The sequence below is a fragment of the Flavobacterium sp. 11 genome (assembly GCF_002754315.1).
Classification (GTDB): domain Bacteria; phylum Bacteroidota; class Bacteroidia; order Flavobacteriales; family Flavobacteriaceae; genus Flavobacterium; species Flavobacterium algoritolerans.
The window spans coordinates 633,015-650,135 of record NZ_PEFE01000001.1 but is presented as its reverse complement, the minus strand read 5'-3'; the positions used below and the strand labels follow the sequence as shown (position 1 = coordinate 650,135).

Here is a 17,121-nt window from a genome sequence, read left to right as displayed (position 1 = left end):
ATACTTTAATAGTTGTTTATTACTATTTAAAAGCCGGAATTCCAGTGATATCCATTCCGGTAATTAACAAATGAATGTCATGGGTTCCTTCATAAGTAATCACAGATTCAAGATTCATCATGTGTCGCATGATAGAATACTCTCCTGTAATTCCCATTCCGCCTAGCATTTGTCTTGCTTCACGAGCAATATGGATTGCCATATCCACATTATTTCTTTTTGCCATTGAGATTTGAGCTGTTGTTGCTCTTCCTTCATTTCTTAAAACACCTAATCTCCAAGTCAATAATTGTGCTTTGGTGATTTCAGTAATCATTTCGGCTAATTTCTTTTGTTGTAATTGAGTTCCTGCAATAGGTTTGTCAAACTGGATTCTTTCTTTTGCGTAACGTAGTGCCGTATCGTAACAGTCCATAGCAGCACCAATAGCGCCCCAGGCAATTCCGTAACGCGCTGAATCAAGACAGCCAAGTGGCGCTCCTAATCCAGATTTATTTGGCAATAAATTTTCTTTTGGTACTTTGACATTATCAAAAATTAACTCTCCGGTTGATGAAGCACGAAGAGACCATTTGTTGTGTGTTTCTGGAGTAGAAAAACCTTCCATTCCACGTTCTACGATTAAACCGTGAATCCTTCCTTCTTCATTTTTTGCCCAAACAATTGCAATATCAGCAAATGGTGCATTTGAAATCCACATTTTGGCACCATTCAATAGATAATGATCGCCCATGTCTTTAAAGTTGGTAATCATGCTTCCTGGATCTGAACCGTAATTAGGTTCCGTTAATCCAAAACATCCCATGTATTCACCCGTTGCTAACTTAGGCAAGTATTTTTGGCGTTGTTCTTCATTCCCATATTTCCAAATTGGATACATTACTAAAGAAGATTGTACAGATGAAGTGGAACGAACACCAGAATCACCGCGTTCAATTTCTTGCATAATTAAACCGTATGAAATCTGGTCTAAACCTGCACCACCATATTCTTCCGGAATGTAAGGTCCAAAACCACCAATTTCACCTAAACCTTTAATGATTTGTTTTGGAAATTCTGCTTTTTGAGCATATTCTTCTATAATAGGAGATACTTCACGTTTTACCCATGCACGAGCTGAATCACGTACTAATTTGTGTTCTTCTGTTAGTAAATCGTCTAAGTTATAGTAATCTGGAGCTTGAAATAAGTCTGGTCTCATGGTTAGGTAATTTTTATGTGATGCAAATTTACATAAAGAAATATAACAAAAGCATTAACAAATGTTATATTTTTTTAAAATTATTAAAAAAGATCGTTTCTTTTTTAGTAATGCCTTGTTAAATCTAATACTATTTTTGACGCAGTTGAATTAATTCTTAGGAAATTGTTGTAGTTCGAAAGATTTCTGTTTTCAGGAATAGAATAAAAAGGATACATTTTTTTAAAATAAACTATTTATACTGCCAATCTTTATAATACATAAGAGTTATAGAGATTATTTACGGGTTTTGATTTAAATATTCCTATATTCGATTTTGTAATAAATAAATTACAATCAAAACAGCCTTACTGCTTAATTTATTAGAGTTTCTTAACGTAAAAAATGATTTACTATGACTACAATTAAAAAAATTATAGTATTGTTTTTAATTTCAACGCTTTCGTTTTCACAAAAGATCACTATTAATTACATTGGTGATAGTGAGGATAATATTGTATTAACTTGTCAGTCAATAGAAATGTTAAGGACTCCTATGGTTGTTAATAGCAATAATAGGATTTTAAAAATGAAAATAGATTATCCCACAGTATTGCTGTGCAATCAGGTCTTTCGAAATACGTTAATTTTTGCAGCGCCAAATGAGACCATAGAATTCGATATAAATGAGAAAGGATTAATACGTTATTATTGTAATTTCAATAAATATCGAAAATCAGAATCTGAATTTATAAATGAGTGTTTCGAAAAATATGGAAAAAGTGAAAACATTTCAGATTATAATGGACTCAAGCAAATTCGGCTATTGTCAAATATGCCAAAATATTTTGATCATGAATATCGTAAAGAGCAGGAATTATTAGAAATTAATTATAAAAACGACAAAGTTTCAAAAGAGTTTTATCAATATTTTACTTTAATGTATTGGTGTATGATTAAATACAATGAATTAGAAAACAAAGTTATAAATCCGTCAACTTTTTCAGCAATAGAAAAAAGTTTTAGTGAAGCTGATGAGTTGTTAAAAAGTGAGGAATATAAAGTCCTACTAGATAATTATGTTGTAAAATCAATGAATAAATTAGGTTTGAAAAATGATTTATATACTAAGATGGAATTTGTATCTAAAAACTTTTCAAATCAAAAAATTATAGACTACTTACTGTATTCTAATATTGATAGTGCCTTAAATAATCGAGAAGTACAAATAGTTGTTACTAAAAAAACAGTTGATTTATTTAGAGAAAATTGCAAAAACCAAGCATTTCTAGATGCTATAAACAAAGATTTACAGCCAAAAGCAGCCCCCGTATTTTTGCAAAATATTATAAAAAAGCATTTAGGTAAATTAGTTTTAGTCGATTTTTGGGCATCCTGGTGTATGCCTTGTCGCGAAGAATTTCCGAGTGAAAAAAAGCTGATGCAAAAATACCCAAATGTAGGTTTTGTATTTCTGTCAATTGATAAAAGTAACACCGCTTGGCAAAAAGCAATGGCTGAATACGATGATATTCTTAATATAGAGAATAGTTTTCTACTTGTAAAATCAGATAAAGACGAATTGTTAAAACAAATAAATGTAGGTACTATTCCGCGTTTTGTGTTGTTTGGGAAAAATGGGAAAATCATCAGTGTTGATGCTCCAAGACCATCAAGTCCGGAAATTGAAACATTGATACAGAAACATATGTAGTATAATTAAAAAAATATTCCTGAAAACTTTATATCGCTTTTTTAATATTTGGAAAAGGAAGAAATTGTGATAAGAAAAAAAGAATTTGAATTCAAAATGTACATTACATTTTCAAATAAAAATCCTTTGTCAGTTGAATATATTCTGTTGTGTATTGGTGTCTTGAAGTTTCGATAATCAATTCACCAGGAGTAATGATGGCATTTTCATTTCGGCTAAAAGCCAATAAACTGCGCTTGATTTCGGTAGTTGGAGTTCCTTTTACACGAGTGATTTTCAAAGGATATAATTCGTATGCTGCGGCTAAAGCCAAGAAGTTTTCTTCTTCTTTAAAGGGAATTATGACGGAGAAAACACCGTTTTCAGAAAGTAGTAAAGCGGCCGCTTCGATTAAATCTTCAAAAGGCATTGCATCTGCAAAACGTGCTAAATCGCGTTGTTCATTTTCAGATTTGTAATCGTCAGTATAGAATGGAGGATTGGAAACAATTAAGTCGTATTCGTCTTCTGGTTCTTCTACAAATTCATCCAAACCGGCATGAAAACAAAATAAACGATCACTCCATGGAGAGTTTTCAAAATTATCTACGGATTGTTCGTAGGCTTCTTCGTCGATTTCCAAAGCGTCAATTTGTTCCGCGTTACTTCTTTGCGCAAGCATTAAAGCGATTACGCCTGTTCCAGCTCCAATGTCTAAAATACTAAATGGATTGTTTTCAATGGGTGTCCAAGCACCAAGTAAAACACCATCAGTTCCAATTTTCATGGCGCAACGGTCTTGTTGGATGGAGAATTGCTTGAATGAAAACATGATGATTTCAGATTGAGGATTAACGATTTTTGATTTCAGATTTTAGCAACTGAATACTTTGGTTTTAGAGTAACGATTTTTTCGATTAACCGAATAAACAAATAACCGAATTAACTTTTCTAAAGATACATTTCAATAAGTCCTTCCGGTAGATCCATGATAACTTTTTTGTTTTCCCTGTCAATTTTTACAAGAAAATGGTCAATCATAGGAATAAGAATTTCTACATCGCCGTTTAAGACTTCAAATAATGGCTGAGCAGTAGTGTCATTTATGGATTCAATTTTTCCAACAATGCCAAGGCGTTTATCTTCAACTTCAAAACCAATTACTTCATGGAAGTAGAATTTATTGCCAGTAAGTTTTGGCAACATATTTAAGGGAAGATATAAGTCGTTGCCTATGACAGCATCGGCATCTTCTTCTGTATTCATATCTTCAAAACGAATTCTAAGGAAGTCGTTTTTGTGCAGTGAACTGCTTTCAATAAAAAAAGGAACCAAGTGTTTGTTGCATTCAACAAACACTGATTCCAAGTTTTCGTATAACTCAGGTTCGTCTGTGTCTAAATAGGCAAGAACTTCCCCTTTGAAACTAAATTTTTTAGCGATTTTACCTAAGTAGAAACAATCTTCTTTACGCATCTTCGCCTTCTAAAATTATGCTTCAGTTGTTTCGTTATTTTCTTCTGCAGCTGGAGCTTCTTCAGCTTCAACTTCAGCAACTTCTTCTTCAACAGCTGGAGTTGCAGCAGCGATAGCGTCAGCTTCTGCTTGAGCAGCTGCAGCTAAACGTTTAGCATTAACATCTTGTTCTGCTTTGAAAGCTTTAGCTTTAACATCAGCTTGTGCTTTTGTCAAACCTTCTTTTTTAGCATCAACTTTTCCAGATTTAGCTTCTAACCAAGTAGCTAATTTTGCATCAGCTTGTTCTTGAGTTAAAGCTCCTTTACGGATACCACCATCAAGGTGATGTTTCAATAAAGCTCCTTTGTAAGAAAGAATTGCTTTTGCAGTATCAGTTGGTTGAGCACCATTGTGCAACCATTTTACTGCGCTATCAAGGTTTAACTCGATAGTTGCTGGGTTTGTGTTTGGATTGTAAGTACCGATTTTTTCTAAGTATTTACCATCTCTTTTTGAGCGAGCATCTGCTGCTACAACCCAGTAAAAAGGTTTTCCTTTTTTACCGTGTCTTTGTAATCTAATTTTTACTGACATAATCTTGTGATTAAATTTTGAGGTACTCGACCTCGATTAATTAAGGGTGCAAAGATACATTTTTTATCGATAAATACTAATTCGATTGGTATTTTAATGAACAGTAATGTTTTAGGTATGTCGATGTTTTTATTTTTTAGTGGATTTTTATTTTTTTAAGGTCTAATGTCATACTTTTGTTTCTCTAAAAGATGCATTTTATGAAAAAATATTTTTTGTTTATTGTCGTGCTTTTTTCTTTAATTTCTTGTGAAGAAGATGTTACTTTTAATAATCCTTCGCTTCAAGGCATGAAGGATAATGTGTTTTGGAGAGGAGTACAATCTAAAGCAACATTAGCTGCTGATGGATCTTTGCTTATAGAATCCTTTACTGCAAATGAAACGTTATCCTTAAAAACTACTTCTACCGCGGCCCAAATTTATTTTTTAGGAACCAGTGAGTCCAAAAAAGCGATTTATACAGTCACTGATGCTACAAATGGGTTGGTTACTTTTTCTACAGGCTTTGGAATTGGAGAAGGGCAAATTGTGATAACTCAATATGATGCCGTAAATAAAACGATTACCGGTACTTTTAAGTTTAATGCTAAAAATACAAATAGCAACTCGTTAGCCAATCCGGTTGTGAATTTTCAACATGGGGTTTTTTATAAGGTTCCTATAGTTAGTTCTCTTGTTCAGTAATATAGAGGAGTTGGTTTTCTAAAACTACTAAAGCATTTCCTTTTTTTGAAATTAAAATAAAAACATAAATAAGCTAATATATAGTAGATTAGAAAAAAATTAGAGTACATTTGTTCTATTATTTAAATAAGTACATATGAATATTTTTGTTGGAAGCCTTCCATTCAGTATTGAGGAAGCAGATTTAAGAGAGTCTTTCGAGGCTTACGGAGCAGTTGATTCAGTTAAAATTATTACTGATAAATTTACTGGAAGAAGTAAAGGATTTGGTTTTGTTGAGATGCCAAATGATGACGAAGCTCAAAAAGCAATTGATGAATTGAACGGTGCTACTGTTCAAGGACGTGCAATTGTAGTAAACAAATCTGAGCCTAAACCAGAAGGTGAAAGAAGAAGTTTTAACAATAACAGTCGTGGTGGAGATTCACGCGGTGGTTATGGTGGTGGAAACAGCCGTGGTGGAGATAACCGTGGTGGTGGAAACAGAGGAGGATATTAATATTTTTTTCTAGCTATAAAAAAAGGTGTCAATTTTATTGACACCTTTTTTGTTGTTTATTATTCTGTTTAAAGCTGAGTAAAAGCTAAAATGAGTGTTGTTTTTCAGGTTGTAATCTTAGCTATTACTCAATTTTTAAACAAATAAACTTTAAGAATTTATAGGTTAGCAACCAACCAGTCACCAACTTCACTTGTTTTGTATGCTTTTGAGTCTTTAGAAGCTAAATCCTCTGTTACAATTCCTTGTTCCAATGATCTGTTAACTACAGCTCTGATCGCTTCTGCTTCTTCTTTTAATCCAAAAGCGTCTTCAAACATCATAGCTGCAGATAATACTGTCGCTAATGGATTTGCAATATTTAAACCAGTCGCTTGTGGGTAAGATCCATGAATAGGTTCGTACAACGATGTATGTTCTCCTACTGATGCTGACGGCATTAATCCCATAGAGCCAGAAATTACCGAAGCTTCATCTGTTAAAATATCACCAAATAAGTTTTCTGTAATCAATACGTCATACGAATTCGGCCATTGTACCAAACGCATGGCAACAGCATCAACGAATTCATAACTTACAGTTACTTCAGGATAATCCTTTTCCATGGCTTGTACAGTTTCTCTCCATAAACGAGAAGTTTCCAATACATTGGCTTTGTCCACACAACACAATTTTTTAGAACGTGTCATCGCTAGTTCAAAACCTTTCTTAGCTAAACGTTGTACTTCTGCTCTTGTGTATACGCAATTGTCAAAAGCGGTTTCGCCATCGTCTCTTCTTCCTTTTTCTCCAAAATAAATTCCTCCGGTAAGTTCTCTCAAGAAAACCAAATCAGTTCCTTCGATACGTTCTCTTTTCAACGGAGAATTGTCAATCAAAGATGGGAATGTAAATGTTGGACGCACATTGGCAAACAAGCCTAATTTTTTGCGCATTAACAATAAACCTTGTTCTGGTCTTACAGGAGCACTTGGGTCATTGTCGTATTTTGGGTGTCCAATGGCTCCAAACAAAACAGCATCTGCTTTCATACAAATTTCATGCGTTTCGTCAGGATAAGGAACTCCAACGGCATCAATAGCACAAGCTCCTGTAAGAGCTGGCGTCCAAGTGATTTCATGATTGAATTTTTTTGCAATAGCATCCGAAACTTTTACAGCTTCATTGATTACTTCAGGTCCAATTCCGTCTCCGGCTAAAAGGGCTATGTTAAATTTCATTAGGTCTATTTTATATTAATGTATTTCTATTTATTATTGGGCAGCAACAACATTCAACATTTTTTGGGTTGCTATTATTGCGGCAACTGTTTGGTCTGAATCCAGTCCTCTGGTTTTGAATTCTTTTTCATTATTCGTCCAGGTAATTATGGTTTCGCATAATGCATCAGAACTACTTCCTGGTGGAATTCGTACTGCATAATCAATCAATTTTGGCAATTCTAAATTTTTGCTTTTATATATTTTTGCCAATGCATTCATGAAAGCATCAAATTGTCCGTCACCTTGTGCATGCTCTTCAATTACTTCTCCGTCTATTTTTAAACATAAAGTGGTCGAAGGGCGAAGTCCTTTTGCATGTGACAGTACATATGATTCAACAACAACTTTTTCTTGATAGGTTTGGCTGTCTAAAACATCAGAAATGATATAGGGTAAATCTTCTTTGGTAACGGTCTCTTTTTTATCACCCAATTCAATGATGCGTTGTGTAACTAATTTTAAGTCTTCGGGATTTAATTTTAAACCTAATTCCTGAAGGTTTTTTTCGATATTAGCTTTTCCGGATGTTTTTCCTAAGGCGTATTTTCGTTTTCTTCCAAAACGTTCCGGAAGTAAATCATTAAAATATAAATTGTTTTTATTGTCGCCATCAGCATGAATACCTGCCGTTTGCGTAAATACATTGTCACCAACGATAGGTTTGTTGGCAGGAATTCTATATCCGGTGAAAGTCTCGACTAATTTGCTCACAGAGTATAATGAAGATTCTTTTACACCGATTTCTATTTGCGGTAAAAAGTCATTAATTACGGCAACAGTACTTTCAAGAGGAGCATTTCCAGCACGTTCTCCCATTCCGTTTACGGTTACATGGAGTCCTTGAATGCCCGCTTTTACTGCTTCCATTACATTTGCGATGCTTAAATCGTAGTCGTTGTGTGCGTGAAAATCAAAATGAGTTTCAGGGTATCTTGTTATAATTTTCGAAATAAATTCAAAAGTTTCAGAAGGGATTAAAACGCCTAAAGTGTCTGGTAATAAAACTCTTTTGATGGGTTGTTTGGTCAAAAAATCTAAATATTGAAACACATATTCAGGTGAATTACGCATTCCGTTACTCCAGTCTTCTAAATATACATTGGTCTCAATATTATTTTCTTGAGCTAATGCTATTGTTTGCGCAATTTCGGCAAAATGCTGTTCAGGTGTTTTCTTTAACTGATGTGTTAAATGGTTAAGAGATCCTTTGGTTAGTAAATTCTGGACTTTAGCTCCAGTTTTTTTCATCCAATCTATTGAAAGTCCGCCATCAACAAAGGTTAAAACTTCTATTCTATTAGAATATTCTTTCTCATCAGCCCAAGTCATAATTCCTTTTACGCCCTGAAATTCTCCTTCGCTCACGCGTGCTGAAGCAATTTCGATTCTATCAATATTTAATTCTTCCAGTAATAATTGTGCAATGGTTAGTTTTTCTGCAGCAGAAAATGATACTCCCGAGGTTTGTTCCCCGTCACGGAGTGTCGTATCCATTATTTCAATTTTTCTTTTTTTCATTATAAATTTGATGCTAAAAGTGGTTTTGACTTCAGTGATTTGAAATCTTGCTGTTGCGTTTTATAAAAAGGTAAAAGCAGTTATCTGGCTTAACAATACTATTGAGCGTAAGATAACTGCTTTTTATTGTTTGTTTTTAGTAAGGAAGTGTATTGGCAAACCCAACAATCTCTTCTTTGATGTTTTGTAAATAGTCAATATCATCAAAACCATTCAACATATTATTCTTTTTGTATCCATTGATGTCAAAAGATTCTTTTGCGCCAGTTGCTAACAAAGTAATAGTTTGTTCTTGTAAATTGATTTCCAATTCTGTTTTCGGATCAGCTTCAATAGCGTTGAAGATTGTTTCGGCAAATTCCGGACTCACTTGTACCGGTAAAACACCAATGTTTAAGCAGTTTCCTTTGAAGATATCAGCAAAGAAACTTGAAACTACAGCGCGAAATCCATAATCGTAAACTGCCCAAGCTGCGTGCTCTCTTGAAGAACCCGAACCAAAGTTTTTTCCGCCAACTAATATTTTCCCGCTGTAAGTCGCATCATTCAATACGAAATCTGCTTTTGGAGTGTCATCTCCGTTGTATCTCCAGTCTCTAAAAAGGTTGTCTCCAAAAGCTTCACGTTTGGTAGCTTTCAAGAAACGTGCTGGGATGATTTGATCGGTATCCACATTTTCTATTGGTAGTGGCACTGCACTACTGGTAAGGATATTAAATTTATCGTATGCCATTTGATTTTTGATTTTTGATTAACGATTTCTGATTTTTGATTTACCGTGAGGAAAATGTAATCTTAAGCGCTAACTAATATTATTTTATATTCTATAATTTAAACTGAATGTTGTGTCGATTTTAACGAAATCTGAAATGCTACGCCAATTCGCTGAAGCTCCGGTCAAAAATTGTTAATCTACATTCTGAAATTTTTTAAAATAAATCTCTAGGATCTGTTAGTTTTCCGGTAACTGCTGCTGCAGCGGCCATAATTGGACTTGCCAATAATGTTCTTGAACCGGGACCTTGACGACCTTCGAAGTTTCTGTTGGAAGTACTTACTGCATATTTTCCGGCAGGAACTTTATCATCGTTCATCGCTAAACAAGCCGAACAACCTGGCTGACGTAATACAAAACCAGCTTCAGTAAGAATGTCTAATAATCCTTCTTCTTTAATTTGAGCTTCCACTACGTGAGAACCTGGAACTAACCAAGCGGTAACGTTATCTGCTTTTTTTCTTCCTTTTACAATTTCTGTAAAAGCTCTGAAATCTTCAATTCTACCATTGGTACAACTTCCCAAGAAAACAAAATCAATTGGTTTCCCAATCATTACGTCATTTTCTTCAAAGCCCATGTAGGCTAAAGATTTTTTATATGTTTCGGCGCCACCTTCTACTTGGTTGGCGTTTGGAATATTTTTTGAGATACCAATTCCCATTCCGGGGTTCGTACCATATGTAATCATTGGTTCAATATCTGCAGCATTGATGTTTAATTCTGCATCAAAAATAGCATCAGCATCCGTTTTTAACGTTTTCCAATATTCAACTGCTTTTGTCCAAGCTTCTCCTTTTGGAGCGTATAATCTTCCTTCAAGGAAATCAAATGTTTTTTGGTCAGGAGCAATCATACCACCACGAGCACCCATTTCGATACTCAAGTTACAAACCGTCATACGGCCTTCCATAGACATGTTTTCAAAAACATCTCCTGCATATTCTGCAAAATATCCTGTACCTCCAGAAGTAGTTAATTGAGAAATAATATAAAGTGCAACGTCTTTTGGACCCACACCTTTACTCAACTCACCATTTACGTTGATACGCATTTTCTTTGGTTTCGGTTGCATGATACATTGTGTAGCCATCACCATTTCAACCTCAGAAGTTCCAATACCAAAAGCAATTGCACCAAAAGCACCATGTGTAGAAGTATGGGAATCTCCACAAACAATAGTCGCACCAGGTAAAGTAATTCCGTTTTCAGGACCTACTACGTGTACAATTCCATTTTTTTGGTGACCTAATCCCCAGTGAGAAATACCATATTCAGCTGCGTTATCTTCTAATGCCTTAAGTTGATTGGCAGATAATGCATCTTGAACCGGTAAATGTTGATTTATAGTTGGGGTGTTGTGATCCGCAGTAGCAAAAGTGCGCTCTGGATATAATACTGAAATTCCTCTTTCTTTTAAACCTAAAAAAGCTACAGGACTAGTAACTTCATGGATGAAATGACGGTCAATAAAAAACACGTCTGGTCCATCTTCAATTTTACGCACCACGTGCGAATCCCATACTTTGTCAAATAATGTAGTACTCATTTTAATATGTTTTTAATGTATTTTTTTATAGCCAAGTTGGCTAAGATGATAACAATGAAAGCAAAACTAAAAAAAGAATCAAGTCTTTATTTTTTAATATTGCATTATATACGATACCCAAAATCGTATTAGTGAATTTCTTTACTGATTTTTATCTTTTGGGTTTCTTTTTTATAAGTGTGATTCTTTATTTAGATACAATAAAAAATCAATTTCTTGCTGTTTTTTATATTTGTAGAATCGATAAAAAAAGCTTTTAAAAAGCTATTATATTTATGAATATTTAATTAAACGGAACTAAAATCAACTATTTTTTAATTTTAAATCAACTATTTTACTTTTATTGAGACTGTTTTTCGATGTGATTTTCTTAGTTAATGGCATATTTTTTAGTTGTATTTCAGTATTTTTTTTTGATGAAATACTACGACATCCAAAAAATCATTACGGACTCTTTTTGTCTTTTTAACAAGATACTATCAAGCTGATTTGTTGAAAGTGATTGTAGTTTTAATAGGAGAATAGTACTGGAAAATAAATTTGTTTTTTGTTGATAACTTACTTCTATTCTACCCTAAAAAAAACTAAATTTGAAATTCATTTTTTGCGATTTTTTAAAATCACAAACACTTCAAATCCAGATATGTACTTAATATTCGATACCGAAACTACAGGATTACCAAAGCGTTGGGGCGCTCCAATTTCAGATACGGATAACTGGCCGCGTTGTATTCAAATCGCTTGGCAGTTGCACGATGATATGGGAAAACTCATCGAGCATCAAGATTATTTGGTAAAACCCGAAGGTTTTAATATTCCGTATGACGCGGAACGAATCCACGGTATTTCGACTGAATTGGCGGAAGCCGATGGTATTTCGCTAGCAGAAGTTTTGGAAAAATTCAATATTGCTTTAGGCAAAGCCAAATTTATTGTAGGTCAGAATTTAGGTTTTGACATCAATATTATGGGTTGTGAGTTTTATAGAATGGGTGTTGATAGCCAAATGAGTTCGATGCCTATTTTAGATACCTGTACAGAAGTAACCGCATCTTTATTGAAATTGCCGGGTGGTCGAGGAGGAAAATTCAAGTTGCCTACGTTGACGGAGTTGCACTCGTATCTTTTTAACAAACCTTTCGGCGAAGCGCACAACGCTACTGCCGATGTCGAGGCAACTACGCGTTGTTTCTTGGAGTTGATTCGTCGTGATGTTTTTACAAAAGAGGAACTGGATGTTCCAGCAAGTTATTTTCAAGACTTTCAAAGTAAGAATCCAAGCGAGATTAAGCTCATTGGTTTAAAACATATCAATCTCAAGGAAGCTTCGGATAAAATCCGTCAGCAGTTTGGCGAAAAACAAGCGCCAGCCGTTTCAAGAGCAGAACTTTCTGAGAATAAAAAGGTGCTTATTGATGCGCCTTTTGTGCATTTGCACAATCATACGCAGTTTTCGGTGTTACAATCTACGATTAGCATTGCGGCATTGGTAAAAGCGGCGGCACAACAAAAAATGCCTGCGGTTGCTATGACGGATCATGCGAATTTGATGGGTGCTTTTCATTTTGTCCGTGATATTTTATACCATAATAAAGCGGCTGAAGCCAAGAATAAAGCGGCAATCGAAAATGGTGAAGAGCCTACCGAAGTTCCGATGAAACCAATAGTAGGTTGTGAATTTTTTGTTTGTGAAGACCATAAAAACAAGTCGGTTAAGGACAATGGGTACCAAATAGTACTTTTGGCGAAGACCAAAAAAGGCTATCATAATTTGGCTAAAATGTCTTCCATCGCGTATACGGAAGGGTTTTATTATGTTCCCAGAATCGACAGGAAAGTCATTCAGGAATTCAAAGAAGATATTATTGTTTTGTCCGGAAATCTTTATGGCGAAATACCAAATAAGATTTTAAATATTGGTGAAAACCAAGCTGAAGAAGCCTTGCTTTGGTGGAAAAACGAGTTCAAGGAAGATTTTTACATTGAAGTGATGCGTCACAATCAGGAAGATGAAAATCGGGTGAATGCGTCTTTGATTTCATTAGCCAGAAAACATGATGTCAAGATTATTGCGACAAACAATACCTTTTATATAGACAAGGCAAATTCAAATGCACATGATATTTTGCTTTGTGTGCGTGATGGCGAAAAGCAGACAACACCAATAGGTCGTGGTCGTGGCTATCGTTATGGATTGCCTAATCAGGAATATTATTTTAAGTCGGGAGACGAAATGAAGCAGCTTTTTGCGGATTTACCGGAAGCGATTTCGAATCTTTCGGAGATTGTGGATAAAATTGAAATTTTCGATTTGGCTCGTGAAGTATTGCTTCCAAAATTTGAAATCCCAATAGAATTTAATGATCCTGAAGATGAAAAAGACGGTGGTGTACGAGGAGAAAATGCGTATTTGAGGCATCTTACTTTTGAAGGAGCCCGAAGACGATATCCTGTAATTACCGAAGAAATTCAAGAACGATTGGATTTTGAATTGTTGACGATATCCAATTCCGGTTATCCGGGTTATTTCCTGATTGTACAGGATTTAATTGCCGAGGCGAGAAGTATGGGAGTTTCTGTAGGGCCGGGAAGGGGTTCTGCGGCAGGATCGGTAGTGGCGTATTGTTTGAAAATAACCAATATTGACCCGTTGATGTACAACCTGCTTTTTGAGCGTTTCCTGAATCCGGATCGTGTGTCACTACCCGATATTGATATCGATTTTGATGATGAAGGGCGAAGCAGTGTAATGGACTATGTGATTCGGAAATACGGTTCGAAACAGGTGGCGCAGATTATCACCTATGGTAAAATGGCAACAAAATCAGCGATTCGTGATACTGCTCGTGTACTGGATTTACCATTGTTTGAAGCGGATAAAATTGCAAAATTGATTCCGGGAATGATGCCGTCCAAGTGGAATTTAGCGCGCTTTTTGAATGAAGATGAAAATCTGATTAAGAAGGCGGTTCGTCCCGAAGAATATGATAAAATAAAGGAATTAATAGGTCTTGCGAATGAAGGTGATTTGGGTGGAGAAACAATTCAGCAAGCCAAAGTTTTGGAAGGAAATCTGAGAAATACGGGAATTCACGCTTGTGGTGTGATTATTACGCCAAGCGACATTACCAATTTTGTTCCTGTGGCTACCGCCAAAGATTCGGATTTGTATGTGACTCAATTTGATAACTCGGTGGTGGAAAGTGCCGGTTTGTTGAAGATGGACTTCTTGGGTTTGAAAACCCTAACCCTGATAAAAGATACTGTTAAATTAGTAAAATATAGAACAGGAATTGACCTGAATCCCGATGAATTTCCAATTGATGATTTGAAGACGTATGAACTTTTCCAACGTGGAGAAACAGTAGGTATTTTCCAGTATGAGAGTCCGGGAATGCAGAAATACATGAAGGAATTGAAGCCGACAGTATTTCCGGATTTGATTGCCATGAATGCTTTGTATCGTCCAGGACCGATTGCCTATATCCCGAGTTTTATTAAACGAAAAAACGGGGAAGAGCCAATCGAATATGATTTGGATGACTGCGAAGAATTGCTGAAAGATACCTACGGAATTACCGTTTACCAAGAGCAGGTAATGCTTTTGTCCCAGAAACTGGCGGATTTCTCGAAAGGGGATGCCGATGTTTTGCGTAAAGCGATGGGAAAAAAAATGATTGATGTTTTGGCTAAAATGGAACCAAAATTCATTTCGCAAGCGATGGCAAAAGGTCATGCCAAAGACAAGTTAGAGAAGATTTGGAATGACTGGAAAGCTTTTGCTGAATATGCATTTAATAAATCGCACTCGACTTGTTATGCTTGGATTGCGTACCAAACGGCCTATTTGAAAGCGAATTATCCTGCGGAATATATGGCTGCGGTGCTTTCGAATAACATGAATGATATCAAGCAGGTTTCGTTTTTTATGGAAGAATGTAAGCGAATGGGACTGCAAGTTTTAGGACCTGATGTGAATGAGTCGTTTTATAAATTTACCGTAAATGATAATTACGCGGTACGTTTTGGAATGGGAGCGATAAAAGGAGTTGGTTCCGGAGCTGTGGCAACAATTGTTGAAAACAGAAAAGATGGAAAATACAAATCGATTTTTGATTTGACCAAACGTATTGATTTGCGTGCGGCGAATAAAAAAGCATTGGAAAATCTGGCTTTGGCCGGAGGATTTGATTCGTTTTTAGGAACCACGAGAGCGCAATATTTTCATGATGATGGTGATGGAATTACTTTTTATGAAAAAGCGATTCGGTATGGATCGAAGTTTCAGGAGAATGAAAATTCCTCTCAAGTAAGTTTGTTTGGAGATACCAGCGAAGTGCAAATTGCAGAACCTATTGTACCACCTTGCGAGGATTGGAGCACAATGGAAAAACTCGCAAAAGAAAAAGAGGTTGTTGGAATTTACATCTCGGGACATCCGCTGGATGATTACAAATTTGAAATGAAATATTTTTGTAATGCCAAGCTGGAAGCACTTAAAAATATGGAATTGCATGTCAGTAAAAACCTGGCATTTGGAGGAATTATCAATAATGTGCAACACCGTGTAGCTAAAAATGGAAAAGGCTGGGGTATGTTTACTCTGGAGGGTTATGACGAAAGTTATGAGTTTAGAATTTTTGGGGAGGAGTATCTAAAGTTTCGTCATTTCTTTATTCAAAATAATTTTACGTTTATGAAAGTGTTGGTAAAAGAAGGCTGGACTGACCGTGATACCGGTAAAAAAGGGGAGCCAAGATTGCAATTTGTAGAAGTAAAACAATTGCAGGATGTGTTAGAAACCTTTGCTAGAAAATTAGTTGTGCTTTTGAATATTGCAGATTTGGAAGCTGATTTTATTCATAGATTAAGCCATCTTTTTCAGGATAATAAAGGAGATAATACAGTGACTTTTGAAATCATGGAGTTAGAGAAAACAAAAAAACTCGTTGCTGTTGCTCCTGTTGAGATAGAAAATGAAGAAGTAGCTTTTGTCGATGAAAATGAAGATTCTGAAATGGAAACTCTCGAAATTCCGGAAACAAGTACTGAAGAAAAAGTAGAAGAAGTCGAAGAAATAAAAGTGGTGACCAAACTAACCATGGCCAGCAGAAAACTAAAAATCAAGATTTCGAATGAATTGTTAGTGGAACTGGAAAAAATGCAGATTAACTTTAAGTTGAATTAGAGCAGAATGCCTTAGCCCTGATGGAAGCGGCATCCTTTCCTTGTTTTCTTTAGACAAGGAAAGATACAGCGTACAGCGGGAAGTAGCTCCTGATTATTGCAATCCTAAATGGGTTGAAATGGAGTGATAAGAATTGACGATATATTAATAGTCAAAACTAATTTATGAATGGCGTTTGATTAGTTTTTAATTTCTAAATTTGTATCCGAGTTTGAGACTTAAAATATTCAAACGATAAACTTAAATAAAAATAAATATGGCATTAGCAATAACAGATGCTACTTTTGAAGAAGTAGTTTTGAAATCAGACAAACCGGTAATGGTGGATTTTTGGGCAGCATGGTGTGGACCTTGTAGAATGGTAGGGCCAATCATTGACGAATTAAGTGCTGAATACGATGGTAAAGTAGTCGTAGGTAAAGTAGACGTTGATGCAAACCAAGAATTTGCTGCAAAATACGGAGTGAGAAATATTCCAACAGTATTGGTTTTTCATAACGGAGAAGTAGTAGGGAAACAAGTAGGAGTTGCTCCTAAACAAACTTACGCTGATAGTTTAGACGCTTTGTTGTAATCGGTAGATTATGATTTATATAGAATCTGAAAAGATTCAAAAAAAAGGTTTGGCGAAAGTCAAGCCTTTTTTTGTGGGATTTACAGCGTTTCAATCAGGCATATAAAAAACAATGCAGATTAACAGATTAAAAAAAGATTTTGAA

General features: G+C 35.4%; 13 protein-coding genes. 5 read left to right on the top strand and 8 right to left on the bottom strand.

The features are described 5' to 3' along the window. Positions 1–22: 22 nt before the first annotated feature. Complete coding sequence (locus tag CLV00_RS02870; RefSeq protein WP_099713728.1) at positions 23–1,201, bottom strand: acyl-CoA dehydrogenase family protein; 1,179 nt, start codon at positions 1,199–1,201, stop codon at positions 23–25. Between the two features lie 394 nt (positions 1,202–1,595). Here CLV00_RS02870 and CLV00_RS02865 point away from each other — a divergent pair, with 394 nt between their 5' ends. Next, on the top strand, positions 1,596–2,894 hold the full coding sequence (locus tag CLV00_RS02865) for a TlpA family protein disulfide reductase (RefSeq protein WP_099713727.1): 1,299 nt from the start codon (positions 1,596–1,598) through the stop codon (positions 2,892–2,894). A 103-nt stretch (positions 2,895–2,997) separates the two neighbouring features. Here CLV00_RS02865 and CLV00_RS02860 read toward each other — a convergent pair whose 3' ends face one another. The 3 genes from CLV00_RS02860 to CLV00_RS02850 form a co-directional block, all read right to left on the bottom strand. After that, positions 2,998–3,705, bottom strand: coding sequence for a tRNA1(Val) (adenine(37)-N6)-methyltransferase (locus CLV00_RS02860; protein WP_099713726.1), 708 nt, complete (start codon positions 3,703–3,705; stop codon positions 2,998–3,000). A gap of 119 nt (positions 3,706–3,824) precedes the next feature. Beyond that, positions 3,825–4,349 carry a ribosome maturation factor RimM gene (gene rimM, locus CLV00_RS02855; RefSeq protein ID WP_099713725.1) on the bottom strand — a complete coding sequence of 175 codons (525 nt, stop codon included), beginning with the start codon at positions 4,347–4,349 and terminating at the stop codon, positions 3,825–3,827. Positions 4,350–4,364: 15 nt separating this feature from the next. Further along, positions 4,365–4,925 (bottom strand): 30S ribosomal protein S16, encoded by a 561-nt coding sequence (locus CLV00_RS02850; protein WP_099713724.1) that lies wholly within the window; start codon positions 4,923–4,925, stop codon positions 4,365–4,367. A 200-nt stretch (positions 4,926–5,125) separates the two neighbouring features. On the opposite strand from CLV00_RS02850, the gene CLV00_RS02845 reads away from it, so the two are divergent. Both CLV00_RS02845 and CLV00_RS02840 read left to right on the top strand, forming a co-directional pair. Continuing rightward, positions 5,126–5,611, top strand: a complete 486-nt coding sequence (locus CLV00_RS02845) for a DUF6252 family protein (protein ID WP_099713723.1) — start codon at positions 5,126–5,128, stop codon at positions 5,609–5,611. A 136-nt stretch (positions 5,612–5,747) separates the two neighbouring features. After that, positions 5,748–6,110, top strand: coding sequence for an RNA-binding protein (locus CLV00_RS02840; RefSeq protein WP_099713722.1), 363 nt, complete (start codon positions 5,748–5,750; stop codon positions 6,108–6,110). A 158-nt stretch (positions 6,111–6,268) separates the two neighbouring features. Here CLV00_RS02840 and leuB read toward each other — a convergent pair whose 3' ends face one another. From leuB to leuC, 4 genes are all read right to left on the bottom strand, one after another. After that, positions 6,269–7,330 carry a 3-isopropylmalate dehydrogenase gene (leuB, locus tag CLV00_RS02835; RefSeq protein ID WP_099713721.1) on the bottom strand — a complete coding sequence of 354 codons (1,062 nt, stop codon included), beginning with the start codon at positions 7,328–7,330 and terminating at the stop codon, positions 6,269–6,271. 33 nt (positions 7,331–7,363) lie between these two features. Further along, positions 7,364–8,890, bottom strand: a complete 1,527-nt coding sequence (locus CLV00_RS02830; RefSeq protein ID WP_099713720.1) for an alpha-isopropylmalate synthase regulatory domain-containing protein — start codon at positions 8,888–8,890, stop codon at positions 7,364–7,366. Between the two features lie 136 nt (positions 8,891–9,026). After that, on the bottom strand, positions 9,027–9,623 hold the full coding sequence (gene leuD / locus CLV00_RS02825) for a 3-isopropylmalate dehydratase small subunit (RefSeq protein ID WP_099713719.1): 597 nt from the start codon (positions 9,621–9,623) through the stop codon (positions 9,027–9,029). Positions 9,624–9,819: 196 nt separating this feature from the next. Further along, positions 9,820–11,214: a 3-isopropylmalate dehydratase large subunit gene (leuC, locus tag CLV00_RS02820; RefSeq protein ID WP_099713718.1), complete on the bottom strand. Its 1,395-nt coding sequence runs from the start codon at positions 11,212–11,214 to the stop codon at positions 9,820–9,822. Positions 11,215–11,857: 643 nt separating this feature from the next. Here leuC and dnaE point away from each other — a divergent pair. Beyond that, entirely contained in the window at positions 11,858–16,402 is a 4,545-nt protein-coding gene (gene dnaE / locus CLV00_RS02815; RefSeq protein WP_099716207.1) for a DNA polymerase III subunit alpha, read from the top strand. 256 nt (positions 16,403–16,658) lie between these two features. Continuing rightward, positions 16,659–16,976, top strand: coding sequence for a thioredoxin (trxA, locus tag CLV00_RS02810; protein WP_099713717.1), 318 nt, complete (start codon positions 16,659–16,661; stop codon positions 16,974–16,976). Positions 16,977–17,121 lie beyond the last annotated feature (145 nt).